20 protein-coding genes and 1 tRNA gene are annotated in these 20,789 nt (G+C 55.8%); 16 read left to right on the top strand and 5 right to left on the bottom strand.

Going from position 1 to position 20,789, the window contains the following annotated elements; genetic code table 11:
* The first annotated feature begins 32 nt into the window (after positions 1–32).
* Together rsfS and rlmH are read left to right on the top strand one after the other, a co-directional pair.
* Positions 33–389 (top strand): ribosome silencing factor, encoded by a 357-nt coding sequence (rsfS, locus tag KIN_RS08275; protein ID WP_159805912.1) that lies wholly within the window; start codon positions 33–35, stop codon positions 387–389.
* On the top strand, positions 390–860 hold the full coding sequence (gene rlmH, locus KIN_RS08270) for a 23S rRNA (pseudouridine(1915)-N(3))-methyltransferase RlmH (protein ID WP_159805910.1): 471 nt from the start codon (positions 390–392) through the stop codon (positions 858–860).
* Here rlmH and KIN_RS08265 read toward each other — a convergent pair.
* On the bottom strand, positions 857–1,543 hold the full coding sequence (locus KIN_RS08265) for a sugar transferase (protein WP_159805908.1): 687 nt from the start codon (positions 1,541–1,543) through the stop codon (positions 857–859). The two genes, rlmH and KIN_RS08265, sit on opposite strands and share 4 nt — an antisense overlap.
* A 225-nt stretch (positions 1,544–1,768) precedes the next feature.
* Here KIN_RS08265 and KIN_RS08260 point away from each other — a divergent pair, with 225 nt between their 5' ends.
* From KIN_RS08260 to KIN_RS08235, 6 genes are all read left to right on the top strand, one after another.
* On the top strand, positions 1,769–2,914 hold the full coding sequence (locus tag KIN_RS08260) for a GumC domain-containing protein (protein ID WP_159805906.1): 1,146 nt from the start codon (positions 1,769–1,771) through the stop codon (positions 2,912–2,914).
* A gap of 18 nt (positions 2,915–2,932) precedes the next feature.
* The gene (locus KIN_RS08255; RefSeq protein WP_159805904.1) at positions 2,933–3,709 is read left to right on the top strand and encodes a CpsD/CapB family tyrosine-protein kinase; all 777 of its coding nucleotides are present in this window, start codon (positions 2,933–2,935) and stop codon (positions 3,707–3,709) included.
* Positions 3,710–3,777: 68 nt separating this feature from the next.
* Positions 3,778–5,298, top strand: a complete 1,521-nt coding sequence (gene gpmI / locus KIN_RS08250; RefSeq protein ID WP_159805902.1) for a 2,3-bisphosphoglycerate-independent phosphoglycerate mutase — start codon at positions 3,778–3,780, stop codon at positions 5,296–5,298.
* Positions 5,299–5,465: 167 nt separating this feature from the next.
* Complete coding sequence (locus tag KIN_RS08245) at positions 5,466–6,803, top strand: S41 family peptidase (protein WP_159805900.1); 1,338 nt, start codon at positions 5,466–5,468, stop codon at positions 6,801–6,803.
* Complete coding sequence (locus KIN_RS08240) at positions 6,800–7,279, top strand: RNA pyrophosphohydrolase (RefSeq protein ID WP_159805898.1); 480 nt, start codon at positions 6,800–6,802, stop codon at positions 7,277–7,279. The genes KIN_RS08245 and KIN_RS08240 overlap by 4 nt, the downstream gene beginning before the upstream one ends.
* A gap of 7 nt (positions 7,280–7,286) precedes the next feature.
* Positions 7,287–7,760, top strand: a complete 474-nt coding sequence (locus KIN_RS08235; RefSeq protein WP_159805896.1) for a hypothetical protein — start codon at positions 7,287–7,289, stop codon at positions 7,758–7,760.
* 5 nt (positions 7,761–7,765) lie between these two features.
* Here the strand turns inward: KIN_RS08235 and gltB are convergent, their stop codons facing one another.
* Genes gltB through KIN_RS08220 form a run of 3 tightly spaced genes read right to left on the bottom strand, consistent with a single transcriptional unit; the run spans position 7,766 to position 14,239 of the window.
* The gene (gene gltB, locus KIN_RS08230; RefSeq protein WP_159805894.1) at positions 7,766–12,301 is read right to left on the bottom strand and encodes a glutamate synthase large subunit; all 4,536 of its coding nucleotides are present in this window, start codon (positions 12,299–12,301) and stop codon (positions 7,766–7,768) included.
* Positions 12,298–12,747: a GFA family protein gene (locus tag KIN_RS08225; RefSeq protein WP_159805892.1), complete on the bottom strand. Its 450-nt coding sequence runs from the start codon at positions 12,745–12,747 to the stop codon at positions 12,298–12,300. Before KIN_RS08225 ends, gltB begins: the two co-directional genes overlap by 4 nt.
* 58 nt (positions 12,748–12,805) lie before the next feature.
* Positions 12,806–14,239, bottom strand: coding sequence for an NAD(P)-dependent oxidoreductase (locus tag KIN_RS08220; RefSeq protein WP_159805890.1), 1,434 nt, complete (start codon positions 14,237–14,239; stop codon positions 12,806–12,808).
* Positions 14,240–14,449: 210 nt separating this feature from the next.
* Here KIN_RS08220 and KIN_RS08215 point away from each other — a divergent pair, with 210 nt between their 5' ends.
* Complete coding sequence (locus KIN_RS08215; protein ID WP_159805888.1) at positions 14,450–15,253, top strand: undecaprenyl-diphosphate phosphatase; 804 nt, start codon at positions 14,450–14,452, stop codon at positions 15,251–15,253.
* On the opposite strand, the gene KIN_RS08210 is transcribed toward KIN_RS08215, so the two are convergent.
* Positions 15,250–16,233, bottom strand: coding sequence for a complex I NDUFA9 subunit family protein (locus KIN_RS08210; protein ID WP_159805886.1), 984 nt, complete (start codon positions 16,231–16,233; stop codon positions 15,250–15,252). The genes KIN_RS08215 and KIN_RS08210 overlap by 4 nt on opposite strands.
* 153 nt (positions 16,234–16,386) lie before the next feature.
* Between KIN_RS08210 and KIN_RS08205 the strand changes: the two genes are divergently transcribed.
* From KIN_RS08205 to hpf, 7 genes are all read left to right on the top strand, one after another.
* Positions 16,387–16,472: transfer RNA gene (locus KIN_RS08205), tRNA-Leu, on the top strand.
* A 28-nt stretch (positions 16,473–16,500) separates the two neighbouring features.
* Positions 16,501–17,112 carry a ribonuclease D gene (locus tag KIN_RS08200; RefSeq protein ID WP_159805884.1) on the top strand — a complete coding sequence of 204 codons (612 nt, stop codon included), beginning with the start codon at positions 16,501–16,503 and terminating at the stop codon, positions 17,110–17,112.
* Between the two features lie 9 nt (positions 17,113–17,121).
* Positions 17,122–18,093, top strand: coding sequence for a KpsF/GutQ family sugar-phosphate isomerase (locus tag KIN_RS08195; RefSeq protein WP_159805882.1), 972 nt, complete (start codon positions 17,122–17,124; stop codon positions 18,091–18,093).
* A gap of 2 nt (positions 18,094–18,095) precedes the next feature.
* Positions 18,096–18,695 carry an LPS export ABC transporter periplasmic protein LptC gene (lptC, locus tag KIN_RS08190; protein ID WP_159805880.1) on the top strand — a complete coding sequence of 200 codons (600 nt, stop codon included), beginning with the start codon at positions 18,096–18,098 and terminating at the stop codon, positions 18,693–18,695.
* A gap of 12 nt (positions 18,696–18,707) precedes the next feature.
* The gene (locus KIN_RS08185; RefSeq protein ID WP_159805878.1) at positions 18,708–19,202 is read left to right on the top strand and encodes an LptA/OstA family protein; all 495 of its coding nucleotides are present in this window, start codon (positions 18,708–18,710) and stop codon (positions 19,200–19,202) included.
* Complete coding sequence (gene lptB / locus KIN_RS08180) at positions 19,203–19,964, top strand: LPS export ABC transporter ATP-binding protein (RefSeq protein ID WP_159805876.1); 762 nt, start codon at positions 19,203–19,205, stop codon at positions 19,962–19,964.
* Between the two features lie 236 nt (positions 19,965–20,200).
* Positions 20,201–20,776: a ribosome hibernation-promoting factor, HPF/YfiA family gene (hpf, locus tag KIN_RS08175; RefSeq protein ID WP_159805874.1), complete on the top strand. Its 576-nt coding sequence runs from the start codon at positions 20,201–20,203 to the stop codon at positions 20,774–20,776.
* The last annotated feature ends 13 nt before the right edge of the window (positions 20,777–20,789 follow it).

Genomic DNA, 20,789 nt, shown 5'->3' with positions numbered 1-20,789 from the left:
CGCCAGTTGCTTCAAAGGCCAACACGGCCGCTATGCGTGATGTCGGAACCAGCGAAGAGGTGCTGGACGCCATCGTTAAATCCCTCACATCTGATAAAGCGGAAGACATCGTGCAAATCGATTTGCGCGGTCGCTCTGAGATTGCCGACTACATGGTAATCTGTTCAGGCCGGTCGACACGGCAGGTGTCCTCTTTGGCAGAGAAGCTGACGGATCACATCAAACAGACGTTCGGGCGTATCTCGAAGATCGAAGGAAAGAGCCAGGGTGACTGGGTTCTGCTCGATACGGGCGATGTCGTCGTGCATATCTTCCGCCCCGAAGTTCGTGAATTTTATCAACTTGAGAAAATGTGGCTGCCTGCAGGATCCAAAGACGCTGATCTTTGAATGCGGATCCACATTTGTGCGGTCGGTCGCCTGAGATCCGGGCCGGAACTGGACCTCATAGAAGACTATCTGAAACGATTTGACCGCACCGGTCGCGGGCTGGGTCTTGGGCCCGCCCGTATTGTTGAGATCGAAGACAAAAAGAGCGGCGGCTCTGAACGCGAAGGCGCACTGCTTGCAAATGCGATCCCGAAAGGCAGCTTGGTCTGTACATTGGATGAGCGGGGAGATGCGCTGACATCGCCTGAGTTTGCGTCAAAGCTCGCAAATTGGCGCGATGCGGGGCGAAGCGATGCCACGTTTCTGATAGGCGGCGCGGATGGTCTTTCAACCAAGGTCAGGGCGCAGGCAGATTTCTCGATGTCTTTTGGGAAAATGGTCTGGCCGCATATGCTGGCCCGCGTGATGCTATCCGAACAGCTTTATCGCGCTGCCTCCATCGCGGCCAACTTACCCTATCACAGGATCTAGCTGCCCGTTCCGCGAGCAACCACACGCAAGGTGCGAAGGATCATGGCGACGTCGTAGGTCAAGCTTTTCTTCCTACCGTAGAGATCATCGAAATGGGCGCGTTGCCCAAAACTAGACTTATTGCGCGCGGAGACTTGCCAAGGACCGGTCAGACCCGGACGAAGGTTAAAATACGCCGTACCTTCGTAAAGGGCCGCCTGATTCTCCATCATCGGCCGAGGCCCGACCAACGACATATCGCCAATCAGAACATTCCAAATCTGCGGCAGTTCATCCATAGAGCTTTTGCGCAAAACACGTCCGACAGGCGTCACACGAGGATCGTGATCTAGCTTTTGCTTTTTGGCCCATGCGGCGGCGGCGTCTGGATCATCTTTCAGTATATCGCCCAACTTTGCATCGGCGTTTCTGCACATCGTCTGCAGCTTGAACATCGTGAAGACGTCGCCATGCCGACCGATACGGCGCTGGCGGAAGAAAGGCTTTTGCCCCTGCAAAATAACGGCCAACGCCATCAGAGTGATCAATGGAACAATAAGCGGCAGAGACAACGCGATCAGCGTCAGATCCAACGCGCGCTTTCCAAAGCCGTCGTAAATTCGTTTTCGAAAGGGGCGTGCAGCAGGGACCGGTTCGACAGGCCCAAAGCCGTCGACCTCGGTAATCTTAATGGGTGCTGTCATCCGGATCCTCGCAGGTTTCTTTTGCAGCAGCAGGAGAGAGCCTGCCTGATTCTTTTCTTACACAAGGACCATCAACTCGCTTCTTCGGCTTAGTCGAACAAATCGAAGAATACGATTAATTATGTCTTAAACCTTTAAACACATCCTTCGTTCCTGAATTTGCACGAAAAATGGCATGAATTCGCCGGTTAAACGCTTGGTGTTACGCAAAAAAGGAACATCTCCATGAACACACGCTTCCATCTTTGGATGTCGCTCAAACGCCTTCCCGCATATGCGTTGATCCTGGGCGCGGGTGCAGCAGCGACGCATTGGGGTGTGTCAAATTTCCCGCTCACATACACGGCCACGACAGAGGTTATGCTCCAGACGCCTGAGCGTCCTGATACGGCTCGCGGCGCCGAAGGCACGCTTCTTCGGCACCTCGCGACACGTCCGGACGTCTTGGCCCAACTGGTTCAGGATCTAGGTCTGGAAAGCACGTTTGGCGCTGATGCGACCAGCGTTCACGAGGCGCTTCGCGATAGCCTCGTCGTCGACATCATCGCGAATACGTCCGACGCCACGATCCTCCGCGCGCGGCACGGTCACGGAAACGCCGAGATCGCACAAGCCCTAACACTGGGGGTCGCGGGTCAGATCATCGACGAACAAAAGAAACGTTTAATGGCCACTGCGACGCGACAACGACAGAGTCTCGAGTTGAGCGCCGCCCGGGCGGAACATGCGCTGAATACACAAAGCAAGCGTATTCTGGAATTCACCCAAACAAATTCCGATCTCAGTCCAACAGCCGTCGCGGCGCGGACCAAGAAGCTGACCGAACTTCAGACACAACGGGCAAGCCTGCTGAAGGTGAAGCCGCCTCAACCGACCGAAACAAGTCTTGCAGCCCTTCGCCAAGCGCCTACGAAAACGAACGGCGCGAAATTCGTAGGGCACACGACAGATCCACAACCCGCGGTTGGCGCACCACTGGCCGAGGTTGAAGCACAGATCGCAAAGATAAACGCCGAGCAGACGTTGGCGCCAGAAAAGGCGCTGGCCCTAGAAACACTGCGGGAAGAGGAGGGTCGCCTCGCAAGTCTTTACCGCAACGCGACAGACGCCCTGTCTCAGTATGACAATCGGATCAATCAAACCGCGACATCCTCCATCGTCGGGCCATTCGTTCAGACCACCGCGACGTCTTTACGGCTGAAATGGCTCATATTGATCAGCGGCGCCCTGATGACTGTCTCGGGCCTGTGGCTTGTCGGATCATTTTTCCGCCGCAGTGATCGTCGCATTCACCGCGCAAAAGACATCAGCCACGGATTGGGTCTCACGCCTCTGGCGGTGATCCCCAATTTTTCCAAGACGCTGTCCTGACCTCGAAGGAGCCTTCCTATGGAACAGATCAAAGAGCCTGAAAACCTGGTTGCCGCAACAAAAAACGAGGCACCTTCTGGTTTGCGAAAGCGTATTCTCGACAGCGAGGCTGCCGACGCATGGGAGCTTTTTACACCGGTTGAGCTGGATCCGAAGCGATTAAGGCGCAACATGATTTTCGCAGACCGCGCGGACAAGCGGACCGAGTATTTCGACCGGCTGCGTACCTCCGTCTTGCAAAAGATGCGCACATGCAGCCACCATAGGCTTGCCGTCACGGCACCGATGGAAGGCTGCGGCACATCTGTCGTTGCGGCCAATCTCGCATTTGCAATGGCGCGGCAGCATGACCTGCGGGTGATGCTGTTTGACTTCGATCTGCGCAGTCCAACCCTTTCGAAATATCTCGATCTCGACAGTAAGGGACCACGCCTGTCCGCTTTAGCAACAACCCACCGATCCTTTGCCAGCACGACCTTGCGGGTCGGCACCAACCTTGCGCTTAGTTTAAACGAGACCCCCGTGGACATGCCCGCCGAAATGCTGGCGGCATTTCAAAGCCGGAGCCTGCTCGACAAGGTTGAGGCGCATTTCCAGCCGGATGTCATAATTTTCGACATGCCAGCCTTGCTGCCCCATGACGACACCCTGGCGGCCCTTGATATGTTCGATGCGTCACTTCTGGTAACACGGGCGGGGCAGTCTGATATCGACCAGTTGGAAACGTGCCGCGATATCCTGAAGGACAGTACTGATTTTCTGGGTGTTGCGCTGAACCGTGATCGATTTTCGTAAGTCTCGGGAAACCACGTTGATGTGGCAAAGCGCGGCGACTAGACAAGACGGCAAAAGAGAGGTCCGTCATGTCTGCACCAAAGCCCGTTGTTCTTTGCATATTGGACGGGTGGGGCCTGTCCGACACCCGCGACGGCAATGCGCCGGTTCTGGCGAACACGCCGACCATGGACCGGCTGCTTGAGACCTGTCCAAATGCAACGCTGGTCACCCATGGCCCAGATGTTGGTCTGCCTAGTGGCCAGATGGGTAATTCCGAGGTCGGGCATACCAACATCGGCGCCGGCCGCGTTGTCGCCATGGACCTTGGACAGATCGATCTGGCGATTGAGGATGGTAGCTTTCACGAGAACCCGTCTCTGCAGGGGTTCATCGAAACGCTTAAGGGGACCGGCGGAACGGCGCATCTCATGGGTGTCATCTCGGACGGCGGTGTTCACGGCCACCACGAACATATGATCGCTGCCGCAAAGGCTTTGACGGACGCCGACGTCCCCGTGACCCTACACACCATAACAGATGGTCGAGATGTCGCGCCAAAATCAGCGAAAATCTATCTCGAAGCGCTACTGGACGGCCTACCCGCAAGCGTGAAGATCGGAACGTTATCAGGACGCTATTATGCAATGGATCGCGATAACAGATGGGACCGCGTCAAGAAGGCCTTCGATGCGATGGGCAATGGCGAAGGTGAAATGGCCAAAAGCGCAATGAGCGCTGTCGAAGCAGCTTACGAGACCGACACAACAGACGAATTCATCCTGCCGACTGTTATTGGTGACTACGCCGGTATGGTTGACGGTGATGGGCTCTTTTGTCTGAATTTCCGTGCGGACCGGGCGCGCGAAATTTTGGCAGCGTTTGGTCAGCCGGACTTTGACGCTTTTCCGATTGAGAGCCGCCCGAAACTAGCCGCCCGCCTTGGGATGGTAGACTATTCCACCGCTCACAACGACTACATGACCACGGTCTTTCCCAAGCAAACGATTACAAACACATTGGGCGCTTGGGTCGCACAGCATGGAAAAACTCAGTTTCGGTTGGCAGAGACTGAAAAATATCCACACGTGACGTTCTTTCTGAATGGTGGCAAGGAAGACCCCGAGGCTGGCGAAGATCGCTCCATGCCCAAAAGCCCCGATGTGGCGACATACGATCTGCAGCCGGAGATGTCTGCGGGTGAGGTAACAGATGCTTTGATCAAGGCAATCGGATCCGGGGTTGATCTTATCGTCGTCAATTACGCCAACCCTGATATGGTCGGACACACAGGCGACATCGACGCCGCCGTTTCGGCCTGTGAAGCTGTCGACACGGGGCTAGGGCGAACCATAGAGGCCCTTAACAAAGCGGGCGGCGCCATGATCGTTACAGCAGATCACGGGAACTGCGAGACGATGATCGACCCGGACACGGGCGGACCGCACACGTCTCATACGCTCAATCCCGTTCCTGTCCTTCTTGTCGGCGGGCCCCCGGATGCCACACTATCTTCGGGCAGGCTTGCCGACCTTGCACCAACGCTGCTCGAACTCATGGACCTGCCAAAGCCGAAGGAAATGACCGGGGCTTCGCTGATTAACCAATAAGGCGTGGCATTTCGGCACAATTTAGCGTTTGGGACAGAGAATATGACGGTTTTTTGATAGCCCAAGGCAAATCAATGTGGCGGCAAACGCCTTCAACCGGTTTATATGTGCACAGACAAGGTGACGTCGGGCGCGCACGCGCGCTGCGGAAAGGGAACGAAAACCTCATGAAGAAATTTCTTATGGCTGCATTTGTGGGGACCGCTGCGAGCGCCCTGCTGACCACTCAGGTCGCGGGCCCGCTTCTGGCTCAAGAAGCAGATAGAAAGTCCTCCGTCTACGAACAGCTTGATCTGTTCGGTGACATTTTTGAGCGCATCCGCGCCCAGTATGTCGAGGACGTTGAAGAAGCAGATCTGATCGAAGCCGCAATCAATGGGATGCTAACATCACTCGATCCCCACTCGTCTTATCTTGCGCCGCAAGACTACGATGACATGCGGACGCAGACGAGCGGTGAGTTCGGCGGTTTGGGTATCGAAGTGACACAGGAAGATGGTTACGTGAAAGTTGTCGCACCGATGGACGGTACGCCGGCCGATGATGCCGGCATGGCAGCGGGCGACTTTATCACAGCTGTCGACGGCGAGAGCGTTCTGGGTCTTCAACTTGACCAAGCGGTCGAAATGATGCGCGGTCCCGTTGGGTCAGAGATCGTTTTGACCGTGGTGCGGGAAGGTGTGGATGAGCCGTTTGACGTCTCCATCATCCGGGACACCATCAAACTGACAGCTGTGCGGGCCCGGACCGAAGGGCAGTCTGTTGTACTGCGGGTGTCCACGTTCAACCGGCAGACATACCCAAATCTTGAAGAAGGTTTGAGAAAGCAGATCGAAGAGGCCGGTGGCATCGACAACGTCAACGGCATTGTCCTTGATCTTCGGAACAATCCCGGCGGGCTTCTGACCCAGGCGATCGCGGTAAGTGATGCGTTTCTGGACAAGGGCGAGATCGTATCAACACGTGGCCGCAACCCCCGTGACAGCGAACGCTACAACGCGACAGAAGGTGATCTGACCGAAGGAAAACCGATTGTTGTTTTGATCAACGGCGGTTCAGCCTCCGCATCCGAGATTGTCGCGGGTGCATTGCAGGATCACCGTCGCGCTGTTGTGATTGGCGAAAAGAGCTTTGGCAAAGGGTCGGTCCAAACCGTTGTGCCAGTCCGCGGTGACGGCGCGATGCGCCTGACGACCTCGCGCTACTATACACCGTCGGGACGCTCGATTCAGGCATTGGGCGTTTCGCCTGATATCATCGTGAAACAGCCACCCCGCCGTCCCGAGGCGGAGGAGGACGAAGAAGCCGCGCAACAGGGCCGGTACGAGGCTGACCTTCGCGGCTCCCTCAATAACGACTCGATCTCTGAGGATGAGCGCAAATTGCTTGAAGAAGAGACAGCCAGAGCCGAAGCCGCCGCAGCTTTACGCGATCAGGATTATCAACTGGCCTATGCAATCGATATCCTGAAAGGCCTCGGTGCGCTGACGCCTGCCAATCAGTGACGCAAAAAGACATTCGCCAGCTGCCCTATCGACCTTGCGTCGGGGTTATGCTGGCGAATAAAGATGGCAAGATCTTTGTCGGCGAACGCTTGGATACGCCTGAGGCCTGGCAAATGCCTCAGGGCGGGATCGACGAAGGCGAAACGCCCGAAACCGCCGCCTTTCGCGAACTTGAAGAAGAAATCGGTGTAAGTGCTCATGATGTGATTGTCGTGGGTCAAACGTCCGATTGGGTGAACTACGACTTCCCCCCCGAGATTGTCGCAAAAGTGGCCAACGGGCGGTTTCGCGGACAAACGCAGATGTGGTTCCTGATGCGCCTTTCCGCAAATGACGATGCGATCAACATCGAAACCAAATATCCGGAGTTCGGACGCTGGAGATGGGCGGACATCAATACGATTGTCGGTGAAATCGTGCCGTTCAAGCGTCCCGTTTACGAAAAGGTCGTTGCCGAATTTCGCGACATGATATGAATGCCGAATGAAGCGGATCTGCTACATTCTCGCGTTATCCCTGATGGCAAACCCGGCCTATGCGCTGTCTTGCATGAAGCCCGATGTCGCGCAGGCCTACGGGATGGCGTCTCAATCGGCCAAAACCTATGTGGTCTTGAAAGGCGTTTTTTCATTCGAGGACGCCTTGCCACCCGCCGTTCGGGAAAATCCGCAAAGCTTGAATTTGGAAGCTCAATTCGCCGGACAGCTTTTGACGGCCCGGGGCTTCACCGAAGATGTGGCGGCACCTGTTGAGATCACGCTCACCTGCGCGGGACCTTGGTGCGCGACATTGAATCCAGCGTCGACACATCTGGCTTTTGTGGAAGTGGAGGGCCGCCAGTTGCGCATGACCGTCGGTCCTTGCTATCAATCGCTCTTTGCCGATCCGGCAAACGACACATTGAAACGGATAGAACAATGTGCGGCCTCCGGCCCATGCGAGCCGGAGGCGCAGTAAAGCGTCTACTCCGCCGGGACGGCGGCGTCCTCATAGTTCAGGGGTGCTGCAAGATGGGGCAGCATTTCGATCGGACAGATCTGCAGGAAGTTCTGCTTTTCGCTATCCCAATGTTGCAGAAGACCTGCAGCTTTCTGACTCCCTGTTTCGGCGGCATGTGCTTCAACAAGTTGCTTTAGCTCATTTTCCCAGTGATCGACGGTCACGGGCCCGGTGACGAGTGTTTCCATGTTGATCAGCGCTGTGGCCTCACCGTCCGGGTCATAGAGATACGCCATACCCCCCGTCATACCAGCGCCGAAATTGGCGCCGATGCTACCAAGAATAACCGCGACACCGCCGGTCATGTATTCGCATCCGTTGGTGCCGCATCCTTCGATGACAACCTTGGCACCGGAGTTTCTGACGGCGAACCGCTCTCCCGCACGACCTGCTGCAAACAGATGACCGTCAGTTGCACCGTAAAGAACAGTGTTGCCGATGATTGTATTGTCCTCCGCCACCAGCGGACTTTCCTGAGGGGGGCGAACAATAATACGGCCACCGGATAGACCTTTGCCGACATAATCATTGGCATCGCCAAACACTTCCAGCTTCAAACCAGGGGCTGCAAAGGCCCCAAGCGATTGACCGGCCGAGCCCGTCAGGTTCACGGTCAGATGATCGGGTTGCAGATCGTTCCGCATGCCGAACCGCTGAACGATATGGCTAGATGCCCGCGTACCGACAGTGCGCAAGGTATTCTGCACGGCATAGGACAGCTGCATCTTCTCACCGTCCTTAAAGAAAGGCTGGGCATCTTTCACGATCTCCGCATCAAGCGTATCAGGCACCGCATTCCGCGCGCGACTGCGATCATACACAATCCGCTCTGCCCCATCGACGGTAATCAAAAGCGGATTTAGATCCAGATCGTCGAGATGCGCCGAGCCACGCGAGACCTGCGTTAGCAAGTCGGCACGACCAATGACATCGTCCAAAGAGCGTGCACCGATGCTGGCGAGGATGTCCCGCACCTCCTGCGCGTAAAACGTGATCAGGTTGACCACCTTGTCCGCTGTACCCGTGAATTTGTCCCGCAACGCTTGGTCTTGGGTACAAACCCCGACCGGGCAGGTATTCGACTGACATTGGCGCACCATAATGCAGCCCATCGCGATCAATGCGGCTGTGCCGATGCCGTACTCCTCAGCGCCCATCATCGCCGCCATGACGATATCACGCCCGGTCCGCAAACCGCCATCGGTACGCAAAGTCACGCGATCCCGCAGGTTGTTCATCGCCAGAACCTGATGCGCCTCTGTCAGACCCATTTCCCATGGCAGCCCTGCATACTTGATCGATGTGGCAGGCGACGCACCTGTCCCGCCATTATGGCCCGAGATTAGAATAACGTCGGCTTTGGCCTTCGCGACACCCGCGGCAATCGTGCCAACGCCCGAAGCCGCGACCAACTTCACAGTTACCTTACAGCGTGGGTTGATCTGTTTAAGATCGTAAATCAGCTGAGCCAGATCCTCGATTGAATAGATATCGTGGTGCGGGGGCGGCGAAATTAGCGTGACACCTTTGGTTGAATGCCGCAGACGAGCAATCAGGTCTGTGACTTTCATTCCCGGAAGCTGACCGCCTTCGCCGGGCTTTGCACCCTGCGCGACTTTGATCTCAAGTTCTTCGCAATGGTTGAGGTATTCCGCTGTCACACCGAACCGACCCGATGCGACCTGTTTGATCTTGGCGGACGGATTGTCACCATTGGGCTCCGGTACGAAATGCGCGGGATCTTCGCCGCCTTCGCCCGAGTCCGACTTGGCCCCAATCCGGTTCATCGCAACATTCAGGGTCTTGTGGGCTTCAGGGCTGAGCGCCCCCAGCGACATGCCCGGTGTCACAAAGCGCTTACGGATCGACGTTATGCTTTCCACTTCGTCCACCGAAATCGGTTGGCCCAGTGACTTGATCTCAAGAAGATCACGCAGGTGGATAGGGGGGTTGGCCTTCATCGTTTGGGAATACTGCTTCCACAAGTCATAACTTGCGCGCGTGCAGGCGGCCTGAAGCATGTGCATCGTCTGTGCTTCCCATGCGTGCTTTTCCCCCGAGCGACGGGCTTTGTAGAACCCGCCAATTGGAAGGATCCCGCTTTCCCCCAGCCATCCACGACTGTGAATTTCCGCTGCCTTCGTTTGGATGCCGTTCACGCCAATCCCAGAAATCCGGCTTTGCATTCCCGGGAAGTATTCTGCCACCATAGCGCGACTGAGACCCACGGCCTCAAAGTTCAAACCACCGCGGTAGGAGGAGATCACAGAGATACCCATCTTTGCCATGATCTTCAGAAGGCCTTGGTCAATCGCATTGCGATACCGGGCAACGGCCTCTGTCAGAGTGCAATCAAGCAGTCCGCGGTCGATACGATCAGCGATAGAATCCTCCGCCAGATACGCATTTACCGTCGTCGCACCGCAACCGATCAAAACGGCGAAATAATGAGGGTCAATACACTCGGCGGACCGCACATTCAGCGAACAGAACGTCCTCAAACCCTGACGCGTGAGCCAGCTGTGGACAGCGCTGGTGGCGAGGATCATTGGCATCCCGACCTTGCTTTCGGACTGTTGCTGATCGGTCAGTACGATGTGTCCCGCGCCGGACCGAACGGCGTCCTCAGCCTCGGCCCGAATACGTTCCAAGCCTTCTCGCAGGGCGCCTTGTCCGGATTCTGCAGGGAAGGTGCAATCGATGCTGACCATCGGCGCATTGAAGTGCTCGATGATCTTCTCGAACTGCGCATTACCGACGAATGGGCTGTCGAGTACGAGAATCTCGGTTTGGCTGGAATCCTCATCCAGCACGTTCTTCAAGTTTCCGAACCGGGTCTTCAAGCTCATCACGCGGTATTCGCGCAAACTGTCAATCGGGGGGTTCGTTACTTGGCTGAAGTTCTGGCGGAAGAAATGACTAAGCGGGCGATACTTCTTGGACAGAACCGCGGAAGGCGTGTCATCGCCCATGGATGCCAAAGTCTCTTTACCGTCCTCTGCCATTGGCGCGAGGATTTGCTCTAGCTCTTCGATGGAGTAGCCGGCAGCGATTTGGCGTTGCCGCAGTTCCTCACCGGAGAACAACGGAGTTTCCTGAACACCGGACGTCACGCTTTCCAGATCGGTGATCTTGCCGACCCATTCGCCGAATGGCAGCGCGGCAGACATCTTGTTCTTCAGCTCCTCATCATGGAAGAGCTTGCCCTTCCCCATATGGACGCCAATCATCTGGCCGGGCCCAAGTGCGCCTTTCTCCCGAACAGTCGCTTCGTCTGTGGGTACCATCCCGATTTCGGATCCCGCAATCAAAAGGCCATCACCCGTCACGACATAACGCATCGGGCGCAGACCGTTTCGGTCCAGACCGGCGCAAACCCAACGCCCATCCGTCATCGCAAGCGCTGCGGGACCGTCCCAAGGCTCCATCACCGAGTTGCAGTAGGAATACATGTCCTGCCACGCCTTCGGCATCTCGACTGCCTGCTTTGACCAGCTTTCCGGGACCAGCATAGTTTTGGCCATCGGTGCGGACCGCCCCGCACGCACAAGCACCTCGAAAACAGAGTCTAACGCCGCGGAATCTGACGATCCGGTCGGCACGATTGGCTTGATATCCTCGGCCATGTCCCCGAATGCGCCAGAGGCCATGCGGATCTCATGGCTCTTCATCCAGTTCATGTTGCCTTTCAGCGTGTTGATTTCACCGTTATGCGCCAGCATGCGAAACGGTTGGGCCAACCACCACTGCGGGAACGTGTTGGTCGAATAGCGTTGGTGGTAGATGGCAAATGCGCTTTCAAACCGTTTATCCATCAGATCGGGATAAAACTCTGCCACCTGCTCGGCCAACATCATCCCTTTGTAGATGATCGAGCGGCAACTCAGCGAGCAAACGTAGAGCGTAGGCACCTGCGCGGCAGCAGCGGCTTTTTCGATGCGGCGGCGGATCACGTAAAGCTCCCGCTCGAATGTCTCTTCGTCCGCACCCTTAGAATTCGAGATCAGGATTTGTTCAATTTCGGGCCGTGTCGCATTGGCCTTTTCGCCCAGAACCGTGATGTTTACAGGAACGTGCCGCCAGCCGTAGATATAGTATCCCATCCGGAGGACTTCGGTCTCGACGATGGTCCGGCAGGTTTCCTGAGCACCAAAATCAGTACGCGGCAGAAAGACCTGACCAACGGCGATCAGCGCATCTGTCTTCGGCTTATGCCCTGTCCGTTCAATCTGATCGTAGAAAAACGGGACGGGAATTTGAACGTGAATACCCGCGCCGTCACCGGTTTTCCCGTCTGCATCCACAGCCCCCCTGTGCCAAACAGCTTTCAGCGCATTGATGCCATTCTCAACGACTTTGCGCGACTTTTTCCCGTTGATTGAAACAACGAGACCAACGCCGCAAGACGCGTGTTCGTCCTCGTTACGATAAAGGCTGTTCTCGCTCATCCAGGCGCGCTTTTGTTCTTCCTGAAGGACCCAATTTTCATCCAAGCTCATTGCGCGTCTCCCTCAAGTGATCCTTGTACCATCGCCATTACGTCGGCTTCGGTCATCTGTTTGCGGTCGCCCGCAAATTCGTAGGCGGCAGGTTTGTGATCGACATATACTTCATGATCCAGAACCATCCCCTCCAAACTGTCCAAACTGCCCGCAGACAAAGCCATCATCCCGTGCATCGCGCCGGGCGCGGTCAGCCGCCAGTACAGGCTTGTGCCGCAGGTGTCGCAAAACGCCCGCTCGGCCCAGTCAGACGATTTGAAGGGCTTGATATGGGTCTCGTCGTCGAAAGTGATATCGCCGGGCATCACTTGAACACCCAATTCGATTCCACCGGTCCAACGGCGACACATATTGCAATGACACGCGCCAAAGGCGTCAGGCTTTTTGGACAACGTATAACGCACAGCCCCGCAAAGGCATCCACCTGTTACTGCATCACTCATATCATTCGGTCTCCTGAGATCGGATAAGCCCCGAAGGGCACTCTCAATGTCGCGTGCGCTACTCGGCTGCGATCTGCCCCTTGGCAGCGAACTGGTCTAACATCGCTTCTGCCGCTTCACGCCCATCACGGATCGCCCAAACCACAAGACTAGCGCCTCGTTGAATGTCGCCGCAGGCATATACGCCGGGCAGATTCGTTTCGTGGGTCTGGAAATCAGCTTTGACGGTACCCCAGCGCGTAACCTCGAGTTCTGGCACATTCCAAAGCGCGGGCAATTCTTCCGGCTCAAAGCCCAACGCCATGACCACCAGATCGGCATCTTCGGTGTAGTCTGCACCTTCGATCAATTCTGGCGTCTGACGGCCAGTTGCATCGGGCGCACCCAATCGCATTCTGCTGACCATCACGCCACTCACTTGATCGCCGACAAATCCCTTGGGCGCGGTGAGCCAGACAAATTCCACGCCTTCTTCCTCGGCATTTGCGACTTCCCGCTGGGAACCCGGCATATTTGCGCGGTCCCTGCGATAGAGGCATTTGACAGAAGTGGCCCCTTGGCGAACAGCAGTTCGCACGCAATCCATCGCGGTATCGCCACCGCCGATCACGACCACCCGCTTGCCTTCGGCATTCAACTCGCCGTTGTCGAATTCGGGAACGCTGTCGCCAAAACTTTTCTTGTTGGAGGCGGTCAGGAAGTCGATAGCGCGCACGATGCCGTCGGCACCCACACCCGGCGCGGGTAGATCCCGCGACTTGTAAACACCGGTCGCGATCAGAACAGCGTCATGGGTATCACGGATCTCTTCGAAGCTGATGTCTTCACCAACATTGCAGTTTAGCCGGAAGGTCACCCCTCCTTGCTCAAGCTGCTCCATCCGCTTCATGACGACGTCTTTTTCCAACTTGAAGCCGGGGATGCCGTAGGTCAGTAGCCCGCCGCCGCGGTCATACCTGTCATACACCGTGACTTGGACGCCCTCCCGGCGCAGCAGGTCTGCAGCGGCCAAACCCCCCGGACCCGCGCCGATGATGCCGACGCTTTCTTCTCGTTCGACCTTCGGATTTGCCGGTTTTACCCAACCGTTCTCCCATGCGGTGTCTGTGATGTATTTCTCGACCGAGCCGATGGTGACCGTGCCATGGCCAGACTGCTCGATCACGCAGTTGCCTTCGCATAACCGGTCCTGAGGACAGATACGGCCACAGATCTCGGGAAAAGTGTTTGTCGCTTGGGAGAGTTCGTAGGCTTCCTGCAACCGACCTTCCGCAGTCAGACGCAACCAGTCGGGGATGTTGTTGTGCAACGGACAATGGGACTGACAGTACGGGACGCCACACTGACTGCATCGCCCTGCCTGCTCGGCAGCTTTCTCGCGCGCGTATTCAGCGTAGATTTCGTTAAAGTCGTGCGAACGCAGATTCGGGGGCCGCTTCTCCGGCATATCCCGTTCTACATCAACAAACTTCAGCATCGGCTGCTTCGCCATGGTATACTCCCTTGATCGAAGGCACTGGTTAAGACAGTTCCAACCGAAATAAAAGTCATATATACTGACTTAAATTCATTTTTCTCAGATCAAGTACGGAAAGTCGCATGTCTGCACTGTATATTTAGGTAAGTATAGGTTACCTAAATATACTCTTTCTATTTGAGCCCTTGTGGCTAGTGTGCCGGAGAATCGCTGACGGTAGGACCTGTGTCTCTCTTACACCTAATAATAATAGCTATAATTCAAGGGGTTACAGAGTTCTTGCCGGTCTCTTCATCCGGGCATCTAATCCTATTGCCGCAACTCACCGGTTTGGATGATCAAGGCCAGACGATTGATGTCGCCGTGCACGTTGGCACGCTATTTGCCGTGATTCTCTATTTTTGGTCCGATGTGAAGGTCGCCTCGGTGGGGGTGACTCGTCTTGTGCGTGGCAGGGTGGACACCCAAGGCGCGTGGCTTGCCCTTTGCCTGTGTATCGCGACCGTTCCTGTGGTTCTGTTTGGCATTGTTCTGAAGATAACTGGTCTTGATCTGGCGATGCGCTCCGTCACGGTGATCGGCTGGACAATGCTGATCTTTGGACTTGTGCTCTATTGGGCAGACCAAAACTTTCCATCAGAAAAAACTGCACCTCGCTGGTCTTTAAAAGACGCAGCAATCATGGGGGTGTGGCAGGCGCTGGCCTTGATCCCCGGGACCTCACGATCTGGCGCAACAATATCGGGCGCGAGGGCACTTGGTTACGCACGAGAAGACGCTGCAAAACTCGCGATGCTCATGTCGATCCCGACGATACTGGGATCTGCTCTGGTTCTCGGGCTGGAGGTTATTGCGGACGCCAATGTCATGCTGGCCAGAGACTCCGCTATTGCCGCATTCTTTGCTTTTGTCGCGGCACTTTTCGCCTTGAGCCTAATGATGCGGTTGCTGAAATCAGTGAGCTTTACGCCCTACGTGATTTACCGGGTCATTCTTGGCATCATTTTACTGACAATCGCCTACACCTAATCAACGCGCAGGTTCTTCGCGCTCTCCTTGATCGCATCATACTGACCTGATGGGCGAAACCGCCACAGATAGGACGGCAAAATCGCCTCAAGCGCGGTTGGCGTAATGCCGAGATCCGAAAACCCCTTTGCATCATTGGCAACCACATTATCCGACGCAAGATTGCGAACCTGATCGCGGGTCACCGGACCGGATATAAGACCGAGCGATATCAGCTTCAGGAAATCAAAACCGGCGCCCATGATCTGCGCTATGAAAAATGGAATGTTGATGATCAGGCGACGACGACGGATGACGTCCAGCATCTGCTGCATAAGTTCCCGAAACGTACCCACCTCTGGACCGCCAAGCTCATAAATTCCCGGCGCCACCTCGCCATCAATGGCCCGCGCAGCAACATCGGCGACATCGTCTACATAAACCGGTTGGAATTTGGTATCAGCGCCCACAACGGGCAAAATCGGACCAAACCGGGACATCGATGCGAAGCGATTGAAAAAATCATCTTCAGGTCCGAAAACAATCGAAGGTCTCAGGATTACTGCAGACGGCATATGTTGCAGCACGCCCTCTTCGCCCAAAGCCTTGGTTTGCTGGTAGATGCTTTCGCTCTCTTTATCCGCACCAATTGCCGACACGTGAACCATTGTATTGATGCCCTGCTCGGACGCGATGCGTGCAATCCGCTCGGCCCCCTCATGCTGGACCGCATCGAACCCGTTCTTGCCATCGGGCGCCAGTATGCCCACGCAGTTCACAACCGCATCGGCGCCGTGCATCACGCTTCGCACGCTCTCATCATCGCGAATGTTGCAGAAGACGGGCTCTACCTGGCCAACAACGCCGTAGGGCTTCACGAACATCGCCTCGTTCGGACGTCGCACAGCGACCCGGATACGCCAGCCCGCCTTTGCGAGACGTTGCGCAATGTAGCGGCCCACGAAGCCCGAACCGCCATAGATCGTTACCAGCTTGGACATGTGCTTTTCCTTCCTGAGGCCACACTCGTTTACGCCCGCGAAGCTAGCCAGACAAGGCGCAAATGGTCCCAGTCATTTCAGGGCTGGAACTGGGTCGAATCCCGTTGACAGCTGGCAAGGTCAGCGCTATCCACCGCGCTCACGACGACACCTGCCCAGGTGGCGGAATGGTAGACGCGCTAGCTTCAGGTGCTAGTGTCCGTATGGACGTGGAGGTTCGAGTCCTCTCCTGGGCACCATCCCTCCGATTAGGATGACGAGGGATAAATGACAAACCACCTTTACACCGCAGACTTGCCCGACGATCTGGACCTTGGACCGGTTGTTGCGATCGATTGCGAGACGATGGGTTTGAACCCGCATCGGGATCGGTTGTGCGTCGTGCAATTGTCCGGTGGTGACGGCAATGCCCATCTTGTTCAGGTTGCGAAAGGCCAGACTTCAGCGCCCAATCTGAGCAAGTTGCTGACAGATCCAGATGTACTGAAGCTCTTCCACTTCGGGCGCTTTGATATCGCGGCCATGATGAACGCGTTTGGCGTGCTGACCGCGCCGGTCTATTGCACCAAAATAGCCTCAAAACTCATCCGGACCTACACGGATCGGCATGGCCTGAAATATCTTCTGCAAGAGCTGTTGAACGTCGATATCTCGAAACAACAGCAATCAAGCGACTGGGGTGCCGAAGAATTGACCGAGGCGCAGTTGGCATACGCGGCTTCGGACGTCCTGTACCTCCATCGCCTGCGGGATAAGCTGAATGAACGTCTTATCAGGGAAGGTCGAATGGAGACCGCGCAAGCGTGTTTCGACTTTCTGCCGGTCCGTGCCGGGCTGGATTTGGCCGGGTGGCCTGACATCGACATCTTTGCGCATTAAGTAAGTGCAATGACTGACCAGAACTTTATCTCCATCGGTCGACAGACGATCGAGCAGGAAGCCGACGCGCTTCATATGCTGGCGAACTCGCTGGGCGAAGGCTTCTCTGACGCTTTGGAAATCCTCCTGAGTGCCAAGGGACGGGTCATTGTCAGCGGCATGGGCAAGTCCGGCCACATTGCCCGGAAGATGGCGGCGACATTCGCGTCGACCGGAACGCCCGCGCATTTCGTTCATCCAGCGGAAGCAAGCCATGGTGATCTGGGCATGATGTCGGTGGGCGACGTCGCAATTGTTCTGTCGAACTCCGGCGAAACGCCTGAGCTTGCGGACTTGATCGCCTACACACGGCGCTTCTCAATTCCGCTTATCGGCATTGCGAGTAAAGCGAACAGCACGCTTCTGACGAAGGCCGATGTGGCAATCGTTCTTCCCCCCGCGGAAGAGGCCTGCGGCACCAGCATAGTCCCAACAACATCAACCACAATGACGCTGGCCCTCGGTGATGCAATTGCCATTGCGTTGATGAAGACGAAATCGTTCACCCCTGAAAACTTCAGGGAATTTCATCCGGGCGGCAAACTTGGTGCAAAGCTGTCGAAAGTTCAGGACCTTATGCACAAAGGCGATGAACTTCCGCTTGTCTCGTCTGGAACGCCTATGTCGGAAGCCCTTCTTGTCATTAGTCAAAAAGGGTTTGGCGTTGTGGGTGTGACTGATACATCGGGCAAATTGGCCGGGATCATAACAGATGGCGATTTGCGGCGTCATATGAACGGGTTGCTGGAAAAGGCGGTCGATCAGGTCATGACTGCCGATCCTCGTACGATTGAGCCCGACGCGTTAGCCGAAGAGGCCGTCGCGCTGATGACAATGCCGTCCCCGCGCATAACGTGCCTTTTTGCCGTTCCAAATGATGGGGCGGGTCGGCCGGAGGGCTTGCTTCACATACATGACTGCCTCCGCGCCGGAATCGTTTAATTATGGCATCGCGCGACAACCGGTATTCGCGCTTTGTGCAATGGGCCAAGGTGCTGTTCCCGTTGTTGGCACTTGCCCTTTTGTCGACGCTCTTTCTGTTTTCCAGAACGCTCGACCCTAGCGACGCAATTCCTTTCGCGGAAATCGATGTCGAACAGATCGCCAATGAACAGCGGTTGGCAGATCCCAAATTCTCCGGCGTTACGGGCGATGGCTCTGAAATCACCGTGGACGCAAAATACGCACGGCCAGACCTGACCAATCCAAGACGTCTGATGGCTGAAGAGGTCATTGCCCGGATCGAGACGACAACGGGCCATACTTACGTCGTGATTTCTGATCATGCGCTCTTTGACGATCGCGCGGCCACGTTGAACCTGACGGGGAATGTGCGGATCAACAGCTCAGCGGGATACGACATGCGCACACAAGAGCTTTTAGCCAATCTCGAAACGACCGGGTTGTCCACGCCGGGTGCAGTCAGCGCAACCGGGCCTTACGGTACAATCGATGCGGGCCGTATGAAATTGACCGGTCCCGCCGGATCCGAGCTTCTTGTTTTCCAAGGCGGCGTGAAGCTGGTATATAAGCCTGACTCCTGAAGGTATTTGTCTATGTTTCGTCTTTCATTTCTCGCCGCTTCGTTGATGTTTGCAGGGGTCGCCATGGCCCAGAATGCAACGGTTGCCTTTGGCGGACTTCAGCATGATGCATCCTTGCCAGTCGAGATCACAGCAGATGAGCTGCGCGTGGATCAAACCACCGGCCGCGCTGTCTTCACAGGAAATGTTGTCGCCGGTCAGGGACAGATGCGATTGAGCGCCGCGCAACTGGACGTGGAGTATGCGACAGGACCGGAGGCCGATAGCGGTGATATCGAACGGCTTCTGGCATCTGGTGGTGTCACTTTCGTAAACGGTGAGGAAGCAGCGGAGTCCCGCGAAGCCGTCTACAGCATTGGCGATTCCGAGATCGTGATGATCGGCGATGTCATCCTGACACAGGGCCCGAATGCATTGTCTGGTGAGCGGCTTGTCGTTGATCTGGACACGGGTCAGGGCCGGATGGAGGGGCGCGTCCGGACAATCTTTCAGACAGGCGGCGAATAAGTGACACCGACACCGACACTCACCGTAACAGATGGGCTGTCGGGCCTGCGCGTGAAAGGTTTGCGCAAGAGTTACAAGCGCCGACCGGTGATTACGGACGTTAGTCTGGAACTATCACGCGGCGAGGTTGTCGCTCTTCTTGGTCCAAATGGGTCAGGAAAAACGACATGTTTCTATACGATTGCAGGTCTGGTCACCCCCGAGGGTGGCACCGTCACAATCGATGGGCGTGATGTAACACTCCTTCCGATGTATCGCCGCGCGAAGATGGGGATCGGGTACCTACCGCAAGAGATGTCGATTTTCCGGGGCCTGAGTGTCGAAGACAATATCATCGCCATTCTCGAGATCGCGGAAAGCAACCGAAAGAAGCGAAGGGAACGTCTCGAAGAACTTTTGAGTGAGTTCTCCATAGAACATCTTAGACGGGCGCCCTCCTTGTCGCTTTCCGGGGGGGAGCGTCGTCGTGCAGAGATCGCGCGCTGTCTGGCGGCCAATCCCAAATACTTGTTGCTTGATGAGCCCTTCGCGGGCGTTGACCCAATCGCAGTGGGTGACATCAGGTCCCTGGTGGGGGAGTTGAAAAAGCGTGGAATCGGAGTTCTGATTACAGATCATAATGTACGCGAGACGCTCGAGATCGTGGATCGGGCTTACATTTTGCATGATGGCCACGTGCTGATGAGTGGGACAACGGATGAAGTCGTTGCAGATGAAAACGTCCGGCGCGTCTATCTGGGAAAAGACTTCAAGATCAGCTGACCGGAAGTAAGGGATTCAACCGTTTCCCCGCCGACTCGGTTGACAGGGGGCATCTGTCTGTCGCCAACTGAGATCAATGTCATTTGATAATGCTCTAACGCCTTGCATTCCCGCGGCCCGTCCACACATCAAAACAGGACGTGGCACGTTTCTGTCATCAGAAGGTCAGCTTTCTGCGTCTCGATGCGAACGGAGTTATCGTCTGACATGATTTCACTCAACATAATGGAGGTGCTATGCGCTATCAGATCAGCGGAAAACAACTGGATATCGGTGAGGCCCTCCAAACGCATGTAGAAAACGAGCTTGGCGAAATAGTCGGCAAGTATGCAGAGCGACCAACTGACGCAACGATAGTTTTCTCAAAAGATGCCCATGAGTATGTCTGCGAGGCGACCGTTCATCTGAGCACGGGCCTTTCGACACAGGCAAAAGCAAAGAATACAGAGGTTTATGCTGCTTTTGACGGTTGCGCTGAAAAGATGGAAAAGCAGTTGCGGCGCTACAAGCGGCGTTTGAAGGACCACCACAAGGAAAGATCACAGCCTGTTGAACTTTCGGAAGCGTCCTCGTATATCCTCGCCGGAACAGACGACTCGCAGGAAGCGGAACCCGAGAGCCTTCAGCCCGTGATCGTTGCGGAAATGGAGACCAAGATACCGTCGTTGTCTGTTGGCGAAGCAGTAATGCAAATGGAAATAGCGGAGACGCCAGTTCTCGTTTTTAGGAACGAGGGGAACAAGGGGATCAACGTCGTGTATCGACGTGATGACGGGAATATCGGCTGGATCGATCCGGCCGCAAACACCTAAAGCGACCGCAATT

It is taken from the genome of Litoreibacter roseus, from assembly GCF_009811795.1.
GTDB classification, from domain to species: domain Bacteria; phylum Pseudomonadota; class Alphaproteobacteria; order Rhodobacterales; family Rhodobacteraceae; genus Litoreibacter; species Litoreibacter roseus.
The sequence above is the reverse complement of the archived record's forward strand: the minus strand, read 5'-3'. Positions and strand labels throughout refer to the sequence as shown.